Annotated in this window: 8 protein-coding genes; 2 read left to right on the top strand and 6 right to left on the bottom strand. The window is 70.0% G+C overall.

Annotated features, from left to right (window positions below):
* The first annotated feature begins 17 nt into the window (after nt 1-17).
* Together AC4F3Q_RS00410 and AC4F3Q_RS00405 are read left to right on the top strand one after the other, a co-directional pair.
* The gene (locus tag AC4F3Q_RS00410) at nt 18-1,394 is read left to right on the top strand and encodes a TrkH family potassium uptake protein (RefSeq protein WP_491038295.1); all 1,377 of its coding nucleotides are present in this window, start codon (nt 18-20) and stop codon (nt 1,392-1,394) included.
* Nucleotides 1,387-2,064, top strand: a complete 678-nt coding sequence (locus AC4F3Q_RS00405) for a potassium channel family protein (RefSeq protein ID WP_168446409.1) — start codon at nt 1,387-1,389, stop codon at nt 2,062-2,064. The genes AC4F3Q_RS00410 and AC4F3Q_RS00405 overlap by 8 nt, the downstream gene beginning before the upstream one ends.
* A gap of 155 nt (nt 2,065-2,219) precedes the next feature.
* Here AC4F3Q_RS00405 and AC4F3Q_RS00400 read toward each other — a convergent pair whose 3' ends face one another.
* The 6 genes from AC4F3Q_RS00400 to AC4F3Q_RS00375 form a co-directional block, all read right to left on the bottom strand.
* Complete coding sequence (locus AC4F3Q_RS00400; RefSeq protein ID WP_491038294.1) at nt 2,220-5,630, bottom strand: immunoglobulin-like domain-containing protein; 3,411 nt, start codon at nt 5,628-5,630, stop codon at nt 2,220-2,222.
* Nucleotides 5,631-5,740: 110 nt separating this feature from the next.
* A complete protein-coding gene (locus tag AC4F3Q_RS00395; protein ID WP_491038293.1) occupies nt 5,741-9,403 on the bottom strand; it encodes an immunoglobulin-like domain-containing protein in 3,663 nt (1,220 codons plus the stop codon).
* Between the two features lie 96 nt (nt 9,404-9,499).
* Entirely contained in the window at nt 9,500-14,188 is a 4,689-nt protein-coding gene (locus AC4F3Q_RS00390; protein ID WP_491038292.1) for an alpha-L-arabinofuranosidase C-terminal domain-containing protein, read from the bottom strand.
* Nucleotides 14,189-14,477: 289 nt separating this feature from the next.
* Nucleotides 14,478-15,536 (bottom strand): ABC transporter permease subunit, encoded by a 1,059-nt coding sequence (locus tag AC4F3Q_RS00385; protein ID WP_491038291.1) that lies wholly within the window; start codon nt 15,534-15,536, stop codon nt 14,478-14,480.
* Entirely contained in the window at nt 15,536-16,675 is a 1,140-nt protein-coding gene (locus AC4F3Q_RS00380; protein ID WP_168446413.1) for an ABC transporter permease, read from the bottom strand. Before AC4F3Q_RS00380 ends, AC4F3Q_RS00385 begins: the two co-directional genes overlap by 1 nt.
* Nucleotides 16,675-18,219 (bottom strand): sugar ABC transporter ATP-binding protein, encoded by a 1,545-nt coding sequence (locus AC4F3Q_RS00375; protein ID WP_491038290.1) that lies wholly within the window; start codon nt 18,217-18,219, stop codon nt 16,675-16,677. The genes AC4F3Q_RS00380 and AC4F3Q_RS00375 overlap by 1 nt, the downstream gene beginning before the upstream one ends.
* Nucleotides 18,220-18,318: the final 99 nt, after the last annotated feature.

The following is an 18,318-nucleotide window of genomic DNA, read 5'->3' as shown; positions in this document are numbered from 1 at the left end:
GGAGAGGGAGGTGACCGATGGCGCCGAAGCTGTCGGCACCGTTGTGGGCCGGACGGGAGCTCGTCGACCGTATCGCCCGCCGCTCCCCTGCACGCCTCGCGCTCGTGACGTTCGCCGGCGTCATCGCCGTCTTCACGGCCCTCCTCAACCTTCCCGCCGCAACCTCGACCGGCGTACGCGCCCCGTTCGTCGACGCGTTCTTCACCGCGACGTCCGCCGTGTGCGTGACCGGTCTCGTGACAGTCCCCACCGGCACCTACTGGTCGGTGTTCGGCCAGGCCGTCATCCTCGCCGGGATCCAGGTGGGCGGTCTCGGCGTCATGACCCTCGCGTCGATCCTCGGTGCGGCGGTCTCCCGGCGCATCGGCCTCACGCAGCGGCTCCTGACCGCGTCGGAGACGAAGACGACACGGCTCGGCGAGGTCGGCTCGCTCATCCGCGTCGTCGTCATCACGTCGCTCACCCTTGAGTCGGTCATCGCGGCCCTCCTCCTGCCGCGCTTCATGGCGCTCCACGAGACGTTCCGCGAGGCGCTCTGGCACTCCGTGTTCTACGCCGTGTCCGCGTTCAACAACGCCGGGTTCATCCCCACCGCCGAGGGGCTCGTCCCCCACGCGGGCGACTGGCTGCTGCTCCTGCCGATCATCCTGGGCGTGTTCATCGGTTCCCTCGGCTTCCCCGTCATCCTCAACATCGCGCGCGTCGGCCGTCGCGCGAGCCGGTGGAACCTGCACACGAAGCTCACGCTCACCGTGTCGGGCGCGCTCGTCGCGCTCGGCGCGGTCCTGTTCGCAGCGTTCGAGTGGCGCAACGACGAGACGATCGGCCCCCTCGGGTGGCCGGCCAAGCTGCTCACCTCCCTGTTCGCGGGCGTCATGCCACGCTCAGGCGGGTTCTCGGTCGTCGACACGGGCTCGATGAAGGAGTCGAGCTGGCTCATCACGGACGCGCTCATGTTCGTCGGCGGCGGCTCGGCGTCGACCGCAGGCGGCATCAAGGTCACGACGCTCGCCGTGCTCATGCTCGCGATCATCGCGGAGGCCCGCGGTGACCGCGACATCGAGGCGTACGGCCGGCGCATCCCGCGCGACACCCTGCGACTGTCGATCGCGGTCGCGTTCATCGGCGCGACGGCCGTCCTGATCTCGACGCTCGTGCTCCTCGAGATCACCGGCTGGTCCCTCGACGTGCTGCTGTTCGAGACGATCTCCGCGTTCGCGACGTGCGGCTTGTCGACAGGTGTCACCCATCTGCTCCCCGAAGAGGGCAAGTACGTCCTCATCGTGTTGATGTTCGTGGGCCGCACCGGCACCATGACTCTTGCTGCAGCCCTCGCCCTGCGCGACCGCCGTCGCGTCATCCGGCTGCCCGAGGAGAGGCCCATCATTGGCTGACAGGAACACACCGGCGAGCACCCAGGACGCGGGTGTCCTCGTCATCGGTCTCGGGCGCTTCGGCGCCTCTATCGCGACGACCCTCGACCGTCTGGGTCAGGACGTCCTCGCGGTCGAGCGCTCGGCCGCGCAGGTCCAGCACTGGACGGGGCGGCTGCCGCTCGTCGAGGCCGACGCGACCAACCCCGAGGCGCTCGAGCAGCTCGGGGCACGGGACTTCCCGGTCGCGGTCGTGGGCGTGGGCTCGTCGCTCGAGGCGTCCGTCCTCATCACGGGCAACCTCGTCGACATCGGCACGCCGCAGATCTGGGCGAAGGCCGTCTCCGCGGAGCACGGCCGCATCCTCCAGCGGATCGGCGCGCACCACATCGTGTTCCCGGAGGCCGACGCAGGCAACCGCGTCGCGCACCTCGTCTCGGGCAAGCTCATGGACTACATCGAGGTCGAGGACGGCTTCACGATCGTGAAGATGCGCCCGCCGAAGGAGACGCAGGGCTTCACCATCGAGCAGTCGAAGGTGCGCGCACGCTACGGCGTGACCGTGATCGGTGTGAAGCCGCCGGGGCAGGACTTCATCTACGCCACGCCCCAGACCCGCATCTCGGCGAACGACATGCTCGTCGTCTCCGGGCACGCCGAGCTGCTCGAGCGGTTCGCGGCACGCCCCTGAGGGCGCGAGCGAGGGTCAGGTCCGACCTTCGCCATGGTCGGACCTGACCCTCCCGGGGCCGCCGGTTCTCCACTCCGTCGACCCCGGTGCGGCGGGGTGGCACCCATGCGGCCACCCCGCCGCACCGGCGACCTCCGAGGAGGCCGCCGGTGCTTCTAGCGGCGGACGGTGAGGTTGGTGGTCGTCGCGGCCTTGTTCGCTGACGACGAGCCACCGAACGTGACCGTCACCTTGTAGGTGCCCTTGCCCAGCTTCGGCAGCCGCACCGACGCCTTGCCGTTCGCACCCACGCTCACGTTGCGCGTCACCACCGTGCGGTTCTTGCCCTTGACCTTCGAGGTGACCTTCACGCCCACCTTCCCGGCCCGCGAACCCACGCTCGTCACGCTCACCGCGAGCGTCGCCTTCGACCGCGCCGTCACCTTCTTCGGCGCCACCTTCACCGACACCTTCGAGCTCGCCTTGACGACCTCGAGCACCACCACGTCCGACGACCCCGCAAACCTCGCGTCACCGCCGTACGAGACCGTCAACGACCGACGACCCACCGCGACGTCCTTGACCAGACGCACCGTGGCACCACCCTGCTTCAACGTCGCCGACCCGACCACACGCGCACCATCGAGCACACGCACCTGACCCGACGGAACCCCGCCAGCACCAGAGACCCGCACCCGCACGCTCGCAGCCTTGCCGAACGACACCCGCTCCGGAGCAACCACCGCCACCGTCGCCGACGACGCCAGCACCACACCCGCACGAGGCACCACCACCGAGCTCGCCACCTCGACGTTGCCCGCACGATCCACGCCACGGAACTCCACCGTGACCTCACCCGAACCCACCACCACCGGACCCGAGTACGTCGTCCACGCGGTCGGGGTCGAGCCGGTGACGAGGCGGTACTCGATCCGGGCGACGCCCGAGCCGCCGTCCGCGCTGCGCAGCGTGACCGTGCGCGCCACCGCGTCGACGGTCGCGCTCGTCACGGGCGCGGTCGTGTCAGCCGGCGCCGGCACGACGAGCATCCCGGACGTCGAGCTGGCCCCGACCACGTCGTAGCCGAGGTACGCGGCGACGACGTCGACCGACCCGGCACGCAGGGTGTCGGGGAGCGTGACGCGCGCCTTGCCGTCGACGAGGCGGACCGTCGTCGACCACGTGTCGCCGACCGAGAGGCGCACGGAGCCCACGACCTGCCCCTTGTCGCTCGCGACGACCGTGACGTCGGCGCGAGACGCGGTGCCTGCCGGGGCCGGGGTGAGCGTGAGCTGCGTCGTCGACGTGACCGCTGTGGCGGGGTTGCCACGGACGGCGTCGAGCTCAGCCTTCGTCACAGGCGCGACCGTGCCGTGCCGCGGGCTCGTCGGCAGCGTGTACGGCGACGGGATGACCCAGGTCGGGTCGTCGAGGCTCGCCGAGTGCATCGGGATGAAGCCGCGGCCGCCGTACTCGTCGACGAACAGGTAGTAGCCGCCGCCGTTGACGTCACCCTCGTTGGCCTTGAAGATCGTCGGCCCCTCGAGCGCGCGGGTGCTGGCCTTCTGCCCGATGCAGTCGGTCACGTGCTCCCACTCGGACAGCGGAGCGGTGAGCGTGCGCGAACGCTCCTGGATGATGTCCGTGCAGCCGCTCGCCGAGCCCTCGTCCTTCGTGAACCGGTGGTACCAGCCGTCCTCCTTGAGGACGGTCGAGTCGATGAGCGACTTGCCCGAGTCCTGCCAGACCTTCGCCTCGCTGAACGTCACGAAGTCACGCGTCGTCGCATACATCATGCGGTTGTACTGGCTGCCCGTGTGGTCCGGGTCGTCAGCGGCGAACAGCTTGGACGCCCAGAACACGACGTACGCGCCGAGCTCGTCGTCCCAGTACGCCTCGGGTGCCCACGTGTTGCCTGCGTTGTCCGGGGACACCTTGACGTGGCGCTGCTCGGACCAGGTCTGCAGGTCGGTCGACTCCCAGACCTCGATGTACTGGCTGCCGTGGCGCTGCGCGACGTCCCAGTCGCCGTTGCGACCGATCGAGAGGTCGGTCGCGATGAGGTACCAGCGGTCGCCCTGCGGTGAGCGGATGAGGAACGGGTCGCGCAGTCCCTTCGTGCCCTGGGTGGACTCGAGGACGGGGGTGCCGGCGTTGAGCTCGTCCCACCGGAGGGCGTCGTTGCCGCGGCTCGCCGCGAGGTAGATCTTCTCGCCGGCGATCGAGTTGCCGGTGAAGTAGGAGAACACGTAGCCCTCGGTCGGCACCGCACGCGGCGCAGCCTTGACGGTGAGCCGGCGGGTGGACGTCGCGGTCGCGGCGCCGTTCACGACGTGCGCCGTGACGGTGACGACGACGTCGTCCTCGCCGTAGGCGGGGCGTGTCACCTCTCCCGTGGTGGTGACGACGTCGGGAGCGGAGCTGGTCCACGTGATGGCAGAGCCGAGCGGGCCGGTCGTCGGGAGCGTGATGTGGCCGCGGACGTCGTCCGGGGCGACGAGCTCGACGTGCTCGGCGTCCCAGGCGGCCTTCTCGGCCGGGGTGACGTCGGGCAGGACCGTCGCGGCGAAGGTGCGTGCCGTGGACGCGGTTCCCTTCGTGAGGGTCGCGGTCAGCACGACGTCGGACGGGTCGCCGCCGGAGGCGGGACGCGTGACGCGGCCTGTCGCCGAGATGACGTCAGGCTTGTCCGAGGACCACGAGACGGCGACGCCGCCGGCGAGCGCGGGGAGCGTCAGGTCCCCGCTGACGGCGGTCAGGTCGCCGAGGTCGAGGCTCGCAGCCGCGTCCGCGAGGACGTCGTCGATCACACGGTCGGCGAGGTCGGCGACGTCGCCCGCGGGGAGCGCGTGGTCGTAGACGCGGAAGTCGCGCAGGACTCCCTTGAAGGAGCCGTCGGCTGCGTAGGCCGAGCGCCCGAGGACGTTGCGCGTCGTGACGCCACCGCCGATCGAGCCGGGCGTCACGGAGACACCCTCGGTACGCCTCACCTCGACGCCGTCCTCGTAGAGGATGCCGGTCGTCCCGGTCTGCGTGTAGGCGATGTGCTTCCAGACGCCCTGCGTGAGGTTGCGACCCGCGGACGTGACGTTGCCGCCCTCGCCGCCCCACGCGCCCTGGCTGAGCGCGACCCGGTACGGGAACGCGGTCGTGAAGAGGTACCCGTTGCCGCTCTGCGGGCTCCCGACGGCGAGGTTGCCGAAGTTGTAGATGAAGTGGTTCCCCTGGAGCGCTGGGTCCACCCAGACGTCGGTCGCGACAGTGATCGAGTCGAGGCCGGCGAGGATGTTGTCCGGCATCCTGATGGCGTTTCCGCTGCTCGCGGAGCCGCCGGAGAACGTGAAGCCGTCGCGGTCGTTCCAGGTCGTGGGGCCGTCGACGGTCCCGTCGTTGCCGTTGCCGGACGAGTCGACGGCGACGGTGCCGGCGGTCTCGTCGAGCTTGTACCAGGCGACCATGCCCGCGGGTGCGGGGTCGGCAGCCTGCGCGGGCGCTGCCGCGAGGCCGGTGAGCGTGAGGGCGGCGATCGCCGACCAGGCGATCGCCCGGCCGGTCCGGGATGCCGCCCGGGTGGGTAGTGCAGTCATGTCACTCCTTCGTGGGGGTTGGGGTGGGCCCTGGGCAGGGCCCACCCCGGGGACGGCGCGCGGCGCCCGTGGGGGTGGGCGTCGCGCGCCGAGTCCTTCGGGGACCAGGCCTAGCGGCGGACGGTGAGGTTGGTGGTCGTCGCGGCCTTGTTCGCTGACGACGAGCCACCGAACGTGACCGTCACCTTGTAGGTGCCCTTGCCCAGCTTCGGCAGCCGCACCGACGCCTTGCCGTTCGCACCCACGCTCACGTTGCGCGTCACCACCGTGCGGTTCTTGCCCTTGACCTTCGAGGTGACCTTCACGCCCACCTTCCCGGCCCGCGAACCCACGCTCGTCACGCTCACCGCGAGCGTCGCCTTCGACCGCGCCGTCACCTTCTTCGGCGCCACCTTCACCGACACCTTCGAGCTCGCCTTGACGACCTCGAGCACCACCACGTCCGACGACCCCGCAAACCTCGCGTCACCGCCGTACGAGACCGTCAACGACCGACGACCCACCGCGACGTCCTTGACCAGACGCACCGTGGCACCACCCTGCTTCAACGTCGCCGACCCGACCACACGCGCACCATCGAGCACACGCACCTGACCCGACGGAACCCCGCCAGCACCAGAGACCCGCACCCGCACGCTCGCAGCCTTGCCGAACGACACCCGCTCCGGAGCAACCACCGCCACCGTCGCCGACGACGCCAGCACCACACCCGCACGAGGCACCACCACCGAGCTCGCCACCTCGACGTTGCCCGCCTTGTCCACCGCGCGGTACGCGAGCGTGGTCGCGTCAGAACCGACCGCGACCGGCGCTGTGTACGGCTGCCAGGCGCCTGACCCGACCCGCGTCTCGACGCGGGCCACGCCCGACCACTCGTCGGCCGCCACGACTGTCACCGTCCGAGCCTTCGTGTCCACGGTCGCGCGCGTCACGGGTGCGGTCGCATCGATGTCGACGTCGGCGACCGCGACCGCCGACACGTTGTCGGTCGTGTCGATCGCCCGTGCACGCACCTGGTGGCGGCCGTCGGCCGTCAGGGTGACCGTCGCGGTGGCGCCAGCAGTCGTCTGCCAGGCTCCACCGTCGACCGAGACCTCGACCGACGCGATGGCCGAGTCGTCCGTGCCGGACGCCACGACCGTGACCGGCGCGCCGGTCCACCAGCCTGCTGCGCCCGTGGGCGTGGACGGGTTCGTCGTGAGCGTGACCGTCGGGTCGACGGCGTCACGCACGACGACGGTGACGCTCGCCTCGACGTCCGACCCGGCGACCGGCGCCGCCGCGACGGTGAACGAACCGCGCGCAGCGTACTGAGCGGGGTCGATCGTCGGCCAGGTCACGGGCACCGCGCGGGTCGAGCCGTCTCGGTAGGTGACGGTCGCCGTCGTCGGCAGGGTGGGCGCGATGCCCTCCCTGGTCACGACGGTCTGCGCCGCGATCGAGTCGACGAGCAGATCAGGCTGGTATGCCGCGAGCAGGTTCTCGTACTCCGTCTGCGTGATCGGCAGGACGGTTCCGTGCCGGGGGCTCAGCGGGAGGTCCGCCTGCTCGGCGACGCTCGTCCACGTGCCCGACTCGAGGTCCGTCGAGGAGAACGGCACGTAGCCGCGACCGCCGTGGTAGCTCGGCTGGTCCTGGAACAGGTACCAGGTGTCCACGCCGCCCGTGTTGACATCGCCGTCGTTCGCCTTGAAGACGGTCGGGCCTTCACCGTTGGTGAACGCACCGCCCCAGCCGTTCGGCTGGCCGACGCCGACCGCTTCCTTGATGAGCTGCCAACCCGGCGTGCTCGTGGTGGTCGGCAGCGTGCCGTTGATCCGCGCGTGCAGGTCCGTCGACTTCTCCTGGCGGACCGTCATGGACGCCTCGTCCTTCGTGAGGCGGTAGTAGACGCCCTCGTGCTCGACGACGGTCGAGTCGATCATGCCCTTGCCGTTGGCCCGCTTGACGTCGATCCAGGTCTGCGGCTCCGTGAACGTCACGAAGTCCCGCGTGCTGACGACCATCATGCGGTTGTAGTTCGTCAGCGCGTTCCGACCCGTCGGGCTCGTGGAGTCGTAGATGTTGGACGCCCAGTACACGAGGTAGCTGCCCGTCGACTCGTCCCAGTGCGCCTCAGGTGCCCACGTGTTGCCGGCGTAGTCCGAGGAGACCTTGACGTGCCGCTGGTCGGACCAGTTCACCAGGTCGGTCGACTCCCAGATCTCGAGGAAGAGGCTGCCGGTCTGCTGCGCAGTCGTGAAGTTGCCGCCTGCAGCGATCTGCAGGTCGGTCGCGAGGAGGAAGAACTTGTCGCCCTCGGGCGAGCGGATGATGAACGGGTCGCGCAGGCCCTTCTCACCGTAGGCGGAGGTCAGGACGGCCTTGCCGTCGTTGAGCTCGTCCCAGTGCAGCGCGTCGTTGCCCTTGCTGGCCCCGAAGAAGATCTTCTCGCCGCCCGCCTGCTCACCCGTGAAGTACGGGAAGAAGTAGGCGGTGGGCTCCTCGGCGGCGCGTGCCGGGAGGACCCGCGTCTGGAAGGTGCGGGTCCCCGCGGCCGAGCCAGCCGCGACCGACGCCGTGAGCGTGACGTCGACCGGGTCGCCGTCGACGGCGGGGCGGGTCACCTCACCCGTGGGGGTGATGACGCCCGGCGCGCTCGACTCCCAGGTGACGGGTACGCCGCCGACCTGCGCGGGCAACGTGATGTTGCCACGCACCTCGTCGGCGTTCGGGATGCTCAGGCCTGCGAGCACCTCGTCGACCTGCTGCTGCAGCGAGCGGACCGTCACGACGAAGTCACGGCTGACGGACGCTCCTGCGAGCGTGACGGTCGCGGTGAGCGTGACGTCGACGACGTCGTCCACCGGGACGACCGCGCCCGACGCCGACACGACCGCGGGGTTGCTCGACTCCCAGGTGATCGCGGAACCGCCCCCTCCGCGGGCCGGCAGCGTCAGGTCGGTCCCGACCGAGCTGAGATCACCGAGGTCGATCGCCGCAGCGTCCGCGGCGCGCACGGCAGGCGCGTCGAGGAGGCCGTCGTAGACCTTGAAGTCACGGATCCGGCCCTTGAACGAGTTGTCCGGGTAGGCCGAGTGCCCGAGGACGTTGCGCGTCGTCGTGCCGTCGGGTTCGCCCAGGTCCTTCGGGGAGATCGTGAGCCCGCTCGTCGAGGCGACGAGCTGGCCGTCCTCGTAGAGGCGCGCGGCGCCCGGCGCCGCCGCGGACCCGCCGTCGACGACGTACGTGACGTGCTTCCACGTGCCCGTCGCCAGCCCGCCGGCCCGGGCTACCGACTGCTCGGTGCCGTGCCCGCCGGACGCGATGGTCGCGCGGAAACGTGAGCCGTCGTCCTTGCCGGTGACGAACAGGTACCCGGTTCCGGCGGGGTAGACGGCGGGGTTGCCGAAGTTGAAGATGAAGTAGTTGCCGCTGAGCGAGGCGTCGACCCAGACGTCGAAGTCGATCGTCACGTCATCGACGCCCGCGAGCATGTCGTTCGGCAACGTCACGGCGTTGCCGCTGTTGTTCGCGCCGCCCGAGAAGATGAACCCGTCGCCAGCGTTCCAGGTCGCCGCTCCGGTGACCGTGCCGTCGAGGCCGTTGCCGGACGAGTCCGCGGCGACCGTGCCCTCGGTCTCGTCGAGCTTGTACCAGGCGATGAGGTCCGGATCCGCGTCCGCCGCCTGGGCAGGCACTGCTGCGAGCCCTGTCAGGGCGACCGCAGTCGCTGCCGTCCATGCTGTTCCGAGCGCGAGCCACCGGCTGAGCGCTGTCCTGCGTGTTCTCATGTCACTCCTTCGTGAGGGGGTGGGGTGGGCCCTAGGGGGCGAGAGCCCACCCCGGGAGGGGACGCCGGGCGCGGCAGTGCGCCCTGCGCCAGGTCCTTACCTGCGGACGGTGAGCTTGACGGTCTTCGTGGCCTTCTCCGCCGACGACGACCCCGAATAGGTGACCTTGACCGTGTAGGTCCCCTTCTTCAGCTTCGGGAGACGCACCGTCGCCTTCCCATCCGCTGACACGCTCGCCTCGCGCGTGGTCACCGTGCGCGACCTGCCCTTGACCTTCGAGGTGACCTTCGCGCTCACCGTCGACGCCTTCGCGCCCGCACTCGTGACCGTCACCGCGAGCGTCGCCTTCGACCGCGCCGTCACCTTCTTCGGCGATACCTTCACCGACACCTTCGAGCTCGCCTTGACGACGTCGAGCACGACCACGTCCGACGACCCCGCGAACCTCGCGTCACCGCCGTACGAGACCGTCAACGACCGACGACCCACGGCCAGGTCCCGCGGCAGCACGACCGACGCACCACCCTTCGACAACGTCGCCGACGCCACCAGCCGCGAACCGTCAAGCACACGCACCATGCCCGACGGCACACCGCCAGAACCCGACACACGCACCCGCACGCTCACCTTCGACCCGAACGCCACCGAAGCAGACGAGACCACCGCCACCGTCGCCGACGGCGCCAGCACACCACCCGCCCGCGGCACCACCACCGAGCTCGTCACCTCGACGTTGCCGAGAGCGTCCACGCCGCGGAAGGCGACGGTCGTCTCGGCCGGGCCGACAGCCACGGGGGCCGAGTAGGTCATCCACGACCCCGATCCCACGCGGTGCTCGATGCGCGCGAGCCCTGCGCCGTCGTCGGCGCCGCGCAGGGTCACGGTGCGGGCCTCCATGTCGACGTGAGCCGACGTCGTCGGCGCGGTCTCGTCGATCAGGACGACCGCCGAGCGGGCCTGCGAGACGTTGCCGGCGTCGTCGACGGCCCGGATCTCCACCTCGTGCGCCCCGGGGGCGGAGACCGCCACCGTCGCGGTGGCGCCCGCAGCCGGGACCCATGCGCCGCCGTCGACCCGGGTCTGGACGACGACGCCCGGACGGTTGTCCGACGCCTTCGCCGTGACCGTCACCGGCGCGCGGCGCCAGCCGCGGACCGCCTCACCCGAGACGTCGACCGAGTCGACCGCCGGCGCGACGCCGTCCGCGGTGCGCAACCGCAGGAACGTCACCGACATCGGCGCGAAGTCGTGGACGAACTCGTTCGACACCCCCGTCAGCTCGCGGGTGGTCGGGACGATCGTGGTCGGGTCCGCCTTCGTGTTGCGGTCGCTCGCAGCGCCTGCAAGCTCCGTGAGGGTCGCCGTCGGCAGGACCGTCACGTCGCTCACGCGCACCGTCGTGCGCTGCGTCGACTCCGAGGTGTTGACGACCTTCGCGACGAGGTCGCCCGTGTCGGCGTCCCGCGTGACGACCTGGAAGACCTCCTCCGTCGCGACGACGTCCTCGTACTCGATCTGCAGCTCACCGTCGAGGAACAGCTTGATCGTGCGTCCCTCGACGACGACCTTGACCTGGTAGTCGCGGCCCGTCGTGATCGAGTGTCCCTCCACCGCCTTCACCTCGTTGGCCGTGGACCCGTCCGCCTTCTGCAGCACGGAGCGGGTGTTGTTCCAGCCGCCCAGGTTCCACCAGAAGAAGTTGTTCGCACCACCCGCGGCGAAGCCCACGAGGAAGCCCTCCGAGCCGGAGGTCTTCCGGGCGGTCAGCTCGAGCGTGTAGTCCTCCCAGTCCTTGGCGTACGCGTCCGCGACGATCGAGCGTGCGTCGGTGACCGTCGTCGACGACTGCGTGTACCGGCCGTCGACGACGGACCAGCTGCCCGTCTTCGGCTCCCAGCCCGACGCGTCCGTGAAGTCGTCCTCGAACAGGACTGCGCCGTCGGCGTTGCTCGTCACCCGGACGTCGTCGTACGACGCCGCGGTCGACCACGTCGAGAGGAAGACGCCGCCGTGGAGCGGCCGGGGCACGACCGGCGCACCAGCGAACGTGCTCGGCACGACCTCGTCGCCGTGGTTCTGCGCGAACATCTTCTGGACGTAGTAGTTCGGCGTGCCCCACGACTCGTCGTTGTCGAACCAGATCGCGTCCGGCGACCACTGGACGTACGACTCGTTCGACAGCAGCGGTGCGTAGGACGCGAGCCGCACGATGTCGGAGTTCCGCTCGAGCGCCGTCATGTAGGACGCCTCGGCGACGGCGTTCCACAACGTGTTGCCCCGGGAGGCGTACTCGCCGAGGAACACGGCGGGGCCGTTGCGGTCGTAGGAGTCATAACGGTGGTGGTTTGCGATGAACCAGGACGGGTCGCGGTAGTAGTGCTCGTCCACCATGTCGACGTCCTGCGCCCGGTTGAACGCCCACAGCGTGTCGAAGCGTGAGCCCGACGAGTCCGGGCCCGAGTTCGAGATGATCTCGATCTGCGGGTAGCGCGCGGCGATCGCGTCGCGGAACGCAGGGAAGTTCGCCTCGAACGTCGTCGTGTTCTCCTCGTTGCCGAGGCCGATGTACCGCAGGTCGAACGGCTCGGGGTGACCGAGCCCGGCGCGGATCGCGCCCCACTCGGTCGAGGTGTCACCGATCGCGAACTCGATCAGGTCCACCGTGTCGTCGACCCACCGGGCGATCGTCTCGGGGTCCTTCATCTCCGGGATCGTCGACCCGCAGCCGTTCGCACCGACCGAGACGACCGGGAGCGGGACCGCGCCGAGGTCTTCCGCGAGCTTGAAGTACTCGAGGTAGCCGATCCCGTACGACTGGTTGTAGCCCCAGAAGTTCCAGTTGGTCGGGCGCTCCTCGACCGGCCCGATGGTCTCCTTCCACTGGTACGTCCGCTGGCGGTCCGTGAAGCCCGACTCCTCGTAGGTCTTGAACGTCCCGACGTTCGTCACGCAGCCACCGGGGAACCGCAGGAACTTCGGCGCCATGTCGGCGATCTTCTCCGCAAGGTCCTTGCGCAGCGGGCTCTTGCCGTTGACCGGCCCGACCCAGGTGTCCTGCGGGAACAGGGAGATCATGTCGAGGCGCAGCGTGCCCGCGGCACCGGCGAGGACCGCGAGACGGCCAGCGTCTGTCGTCGCGGTCGCCGTGAGCGTCACCGCGTACTTCTTCCAGACGTCCGACCCGTCGATCGCGACCGCCCCGGCCGCGTACGTCTGCGTCGCTCCCACGTTCTCGACGACCACGTCGAGGGTCTGCGCGACCGCCGACCGCGCCCAGACGGTGAAGTCGTACTTCTCGCCCGCCTTGACCGGGACGCCCACGTTGTAGCTCGTGTTGCGCACGCCCGCGCCGGCCCCTGCCGCCTCGATCTTGAGGTAGTTCCGGTTCATCGCGTTGAGCCGCGCCGCGTCGTTGACGACGCTCGACGTCGAGCCCGCGCCGGGCCCTCGTGCGAGCTTCTCCCAGGACGTCAGGCCGTTGAACGAGCCGTTGTCCGAGCTGTTGAACTCGAAGGACCGGTTCCGGACGAGCTCGGCGTACAGGCCGCCGTCGGCCGCGTAGTTGATGTCCTCGTAGAAGATGCCGTACAGCTCGTCGGACGTCTCGATGCTCGTCGCGTCACCGTCGATGTCGAGGCTCGCACCGTCGACGAGCGAGACCGTCGTCAGGACCAGCCGCACCGCGTCCTCCTGTGCGCCCAGCACGAACGCGCCCGAGGGATCGAGTCCCACGTACCCCGCCGACGACGTCGCCGTCGCCGTGCGCAGCACGTGCGTCCCGCCGCCCGCGTCCGTCAGCCGCAGCCGCGCCGCCTCGGCGCCGACCTCTCCCATCGCCAGGCCCGCTCCCTGCAGCACGACCGGGTACCCGCCCGAGCCGAGCGTGATGACGCCCGGCTGGCCCGCGACCGCGGCAGCGGTCAGGGCGAGCGTCGACGTCGGTCGCTCCGCCGCCAGTCCGAGCACGCCGCCCGGGGCGGCCAGGTACTGCGCGTCGCCCGTGCCTCGCAGCGTGAACGTCCCCTCGGGAACCACGTCGTCGCCGTCGGCCACCGTCAGCGCGAAGTAGTCGAACGCAGCCGTGTGGCTAGTCCCGTCCTGAGCCGCGAGCGCGTACAGGCCCACCTGCGTGACCGGGAACTGCAGCTCGGTCGAGGCGGTCTGCTGCCACGCACCGTCAGCCCAGTAGCTCGTCGTGAGCGTGTCGCCCGTGCGTTGCAGCCGGATGATCTCCGACGTGGAGCCTGGTCGGCTCGCGAACGTCGAGCTGTACGCGGCTGCGACCTCGACGCCTGTCTCGAGGACCTCGGGGCTCGGGAACTCGTGCGGTGCGCTCGTCGTGAAGCCCACGTGGGCGAGCCCTGCGCGCACGTAGTTGTCGATGTCCTGCCAGGCCATCAGGCCGGCGCCCTGGTAGTCGAGGGTCGCCGGGGCGTCGAGCGCGGTCACCGCCGTGAAGTCGGCGTCCGGGACGTCGACCATCAGCAGGTTCGTCGCCGTGTTGGACGTCTGCCACGTGTCCCCGCCCTGCGAGGCGATCCGGGCCGCGCCCCCGGTCACCGTCACTGCGGAACCTGACGGGTTGACCGTCCGCCATCGCGCATCGAGTGCTGAGCCCTCGAACTCGTCGACCCAGGCGTCCACCGGGATCACGCCGTCTGGTGCGTTCGTCGGGGCGAGCGGAGCGGCCTGCACCGGTGGCGGCGGTGCGACCGCCAGCGTCGTGGCGAGCGCCGAGACCACCACGAAGGCGGTCGCGAGCGTGCGCGCGGAACTGAGTGTCACGATCTTTCTCCTCGTCGTTGAGCAGCAGTCGGACCCGGTTCTGGGCGCGCGCGGGCGCGCTCAGGCCAGGTCTGACCCGATCGGCGAATCCCGTCCCTCCCCGGGGGGAGCCGCTCGTCATGGACGGGTGAGCGGCAGTCACGGCTCGAGGCCGGGCTGGGCTTCCGCAGCACCGGGAGAGCAGGTCTCACGGTGCTGCGGAGCCGGTGAGCGGGGTGGAGTCCCGCGGGCGACTGTCAGGGGTGGGCGGGTGGACTGTTCGGGGGCGCGAGCGCGCCCGGGGACATGCCTATCTCTGGCGTCGCGTGACGATCACGCGCTGCAGGATGACGAAGCCGAGGAGGACGACGCCGATGAACACCTTCGTCCACCAGGAGTCGAGGCCTTCACGTGCGATGAGCACCTGGATGAGGCCGTAGACGAGCACGCCGACCCCGGTGCCGAGGACGTAGCCGCCACCGCCCGCGAGGAGCGTGCCGCCGATGACGACCGCGGCGATCGCGTCGAGCTCCATGCCGATGCCCGTGAGGTTGAAGCCGGACTTCGTGTAGAACGCGAACAGGATCCCGGCGATGCCGGCGCACGTCCCGGAGATCACGTACACCCATAGCTTGGTGCGTCCTGCCTTGAGGCCCATGAGCTGGATCGCGTTGCCGTCGTCGCCCATGCCGACGCCGTAGACCGTGCGTCCGAAGCGCGTGTAGTGCAGCACGTAGAACGCGAAGGCGAGCACGGCGAGCGCGACGATCATCGACAGGTTGATCTTCCAGATGTCGCGTCCCTCGCCGAACTTGATCGACCACGACGCGAGGGAGGCGAAGCCCTCGTCCTTGATCGCGACGGACTGGACGCTCACGACGTTGCACAGGCCGCGTGCGAGGAACATCGCGGCGAGCGACGCGATGAACGGTTGGATGTTGAAGTACTGGACCAGCACCCCGATGAGCAGGCCGAACGTCGAGCCGATGAGCACGCCGATCACGAGCACGACCGGGAGGGGGACGCCCATCGGCAGGAGGGTCGCGATGACGAGGCCGACGAGGGCGACGACGGCGCCGACCGACAGGTCGATCCCGCCGGTGAGGATGACGAACGTCATGCCGATCGCGAGGACGAGCAGGTAGGCGTTGTCCTGCAGGAGGTTGGAGAACAGCTTCATCGAGATGAAGCTGCGTTCCCCGCCGTACCGCGCTTGCCCGACGCCGAGCATGATCACGAACGTGAGGATCGTGCCGGCGATCGGCAGGAACTCCGGGGCCAGGAACCGGCCGAGCCTGCGGCGGACCATGGGCTTCTTCTCCGAGGGGCTGGGGGTGGACGTGCGCGGGGCGGGGGCGGTCGTCGTCATCACCGGGCCTCCTCCTTGGTCGGGGCCGGTACCGCGACGGCGGCCGCCACGAGCGACCTGCGGCGTCTCGGCGCGAGGTACTCGCGGAGCTTCGGCGACTGGGCGACGCAGACGAGGATGATGACGAGCGCCTTGAACAGGGGCGTGATCTGCGACGGGATGTGGAAGATGATGACCGCGCGCTCGATCGTCGAGAGGATGAGCGCGCCGACGACGGTGCCGGAGAGGTAGAACTTGCCTCCCGAGAGCGCCGTACCGCCGAGGACGACGCACATGATGGCGTCCATCTCCTTCATGAGGCCGATGTTGTTGGCGTCGGCCGCCATGGTCGGGGCGCCGTACACGATCCCGGCGAGGCCGGCGAGGACGCCCGCGAGGATGTAGACGAACCACGTGATGTTGCGGGACTGGACGCCCGCGAGGCGGCTGGCCTCGCGGTTGATGCCGATCGACTCGAGGAGCATGCCGAGTGCCGTGCGCCGGACGAGCACCGCGACGCCGACGAGGGCGAGCAGCGCGATGACGACGGGGGTCGGGACGCCGAGGACGAAGCCTGACCCGAGGTACTTGAACGGCGGGCTCGTCACGGTCGTGATCTGCCCCTTGGTGATGAGCATCGCGACGCCGCGACCGGCGACCATGAGGATCATCGTCGCGATGAAGGGTTGGATCCCGAGGACGGAGACCATGAAGCCGTTGAACGTCCCTGCGACGAGTGCGACGAGGATGCCGAGCCCGACCGCGACGACCACCGTGCCGACGCTCCCGGCGCCAGGGTTGCCGTCGAGGTAGGAGAGCGAGACGGCGAGCGAGATGGCCATGACCGCGCCGACCGAGAGGTCGATGCCGCCGGTCGCGATGACGAGGGCCATGCCGAGGGCGAGCAGGAGCGGCGTCGCCGCGTAGCGCGAGATGTCGACGAGCTGGCCGAACAGGTGCCCGTCGCGGATCTCGACGTCGAGGAAGACCGGGTTCTTGATGCCGCACGCGATCACGAGGAGGACGAGCGCGACGACCGGCCAGAAGAGCTGGTGGTGGACGATGCGGCTGACCACGGAGACCGGCGCGGTGCGGTAGGAGCCCGAGGGGGCAGCGGGTCCGGTCGGGTCGGCGGTGAGGGTCACGGTCGGGCCGCTCATCACGCCACCTCCTTCTTGGCGATGGCCTCGAGGATCGTGTCCTGGTCGACGTCGGGGCTGTTGGTGATCGAGTCGACGAACTTGCGGTCGCGCAGCACGTCGATGCGGTGGCTGACGCGGAGCACCTCCTCGAACTCCGAGGAGATGAAGACGACGGACATGCCGTCGGCGGCGAGCTCGGCGACGAGCTTCTGGATGTCCGCCTTGGCGCCGACGTCGATGCCGCGCGTGGGTTCGTCGAGGATGAGGATGGTGGGCGCGGTGGCGAGCCACCGCGCGAGGAGCACCTTCTGCTGGTTGCCGCCCGAGAGGTTCTTGACGAGCATGTTGGGGTTGGCGGGGTGGATGTTGAGGGCCTTGACGTACTTGTCGACGAGCTCGTCGAGCTCGCGCTTGGGCACCTGCTTCCACACGCCGCGGACGGTCTGGACGGCGAGGGCGATGTTCTCGCGGACGGTGAGGTCCCCGATGATGCCCTCCTTCTTGCGGTCCTCGGACGAGAACGCGATGCCGTGCTTGAGGGCCTGGAGCGGGTCGCTCAGCTTGACGTGCTTGCCGTCGAGCTGGAGCTCGCCCTCGCCGGGCTTGTCGGCGCCGCACAGCAGGCGCACGGCCTCGGTGCGACCGGAGCCGAGCAGCCCGGCCAGCCCGACGATCTCACCGGGGAAGACGTCGAGGTCGTACGGCTCGATCGAGCCGTCACGCCCGAGGCCGACGGCGTGCAGGGCGGGCGTGCCGTGCTCCTGCTTGGCGTCGAACGCCGCCTGGGCGCCTCGTTCGATCGCGTCGAGGGCTGCTCCTTCGCGGCCGATCATCTTGCCGATGAGCTCGCGGCGCGGCAGGTCGGCGACGAGGTGCTCGCCGACGAGCCTGCCGTTGCGCAGGACTGTGAGCCGGTCGGAGATCTCGTAGATCTGGTCGAGGAAGTGGGAGACGAAGAGGATGGCGACGCCTGCGTCGCGCAGCTCGCGGATGACCGCGAAGAGCTCGTCGACCTCGGCCTTCTGCAGGCTCGAGGTGGGCTCGTCGAGGATGAGGACCTTAGCGTCGACGACGGTCGCGCGGGCGATCGCGCAGAGCTGCTGCACGGCGATCGAGTGTGCCGAGAGCAGCGACGACGTGTCGATGTCGAGGTGGAGGCGCTCGAGGTACTCGGCGGCCTGCCGGCGCATCTTGCGCCAGCTGATGAAGGGGCCGGTGCGGGGCTCGTGGCCGAGCATGACGTTCTCGGCGACGGACAGGTTCGAGCACAGGTTGACCTCTTGGTACACCGTGCTGATGCCTGCCGCCTGGGCCTGGTCGGGCCCGCTGAAGCTGTGCTCGACGCCGTCCACGAGGATCGTGCCGCTCGTCGTCTGGTAGACGCCGGTGAGGGCCTTGATGAGGGTGGACTTCCCTGCGCCGTTCTCGCCCATGAGGGCGTGCACCTCACCGGGGAAGAGGCGGAAGTCGACGCCGTCGAGGGCCTTCACGCCAGGGAACTCGATGGTGATCCCGGTCATCTGGACGATCGGAGCTGCGGTGCTCCCCGCCGTCTCGGTCATTGCTGCCTTCTTCCTGGTCACGCTGGCTCGGCGCGCCGTCGCGCCCTGGCGTCCCTGCGTCCTCGCGGTGGCCACCCCCGCCCGGCCCTCCTCGGCCGG

This window comes from Flavimobilis sp. BM9 (genome assembly GCF_058313055.1).
The sequence above is the reverse complement of the archived record's forward strand: the minus strand, read 5'-3'. Positions and strand labels throughout refer to the sequence as shown.

Bases quoted from the DNA above. Each gene is read 5' to 3' on its own strand.
- AC4F3Q_RS00385 (WP_491038291.1), bottom strand. From the start codon at position 15,536: ATGACGACGACCGCCCCCGCCCCGCGCACGTCCACCCCCAGCCCCTCG.
- AC4F3Q_RS00375 (WP_491038290.1), bottom strand. From the start codon at position 18,219: ATGACCGAGACGGCGGGGAGCACCGCAGCTCCGATCGTCCAGATGACC.
- AC4F3Q_RS00400 (WP_491038294.1), bottom strand. From the start codon at position 5,630: ATGACTGCACTACCCACCCGGGCGGCATCCCGGACCGGCCGGGCGATC.
- AC4F3Q_RS00410 (WP_491038295.1), top strand. From the start codon at position 18: ATGGCGCCGAAGCTGTCGGCACCGTTGTGGGCCGGACGGGAGCTCGTC.
- AC4F3Q_RS00395 (WP_491038293.1), bottom strand. From the start codon at position 9,403: ATGAGAACACGCAGGACAGCGCTCAGCCGGTGGCTCGCGCTCGGAACA.
- AC4F3Q_RS00380 (WP_168446413.1), bottom strand. From the start codon at position 16,675: ATGAGCGGCCCGACCGTGACCCTCACCGCCGACCCGACCGGACCCGCT.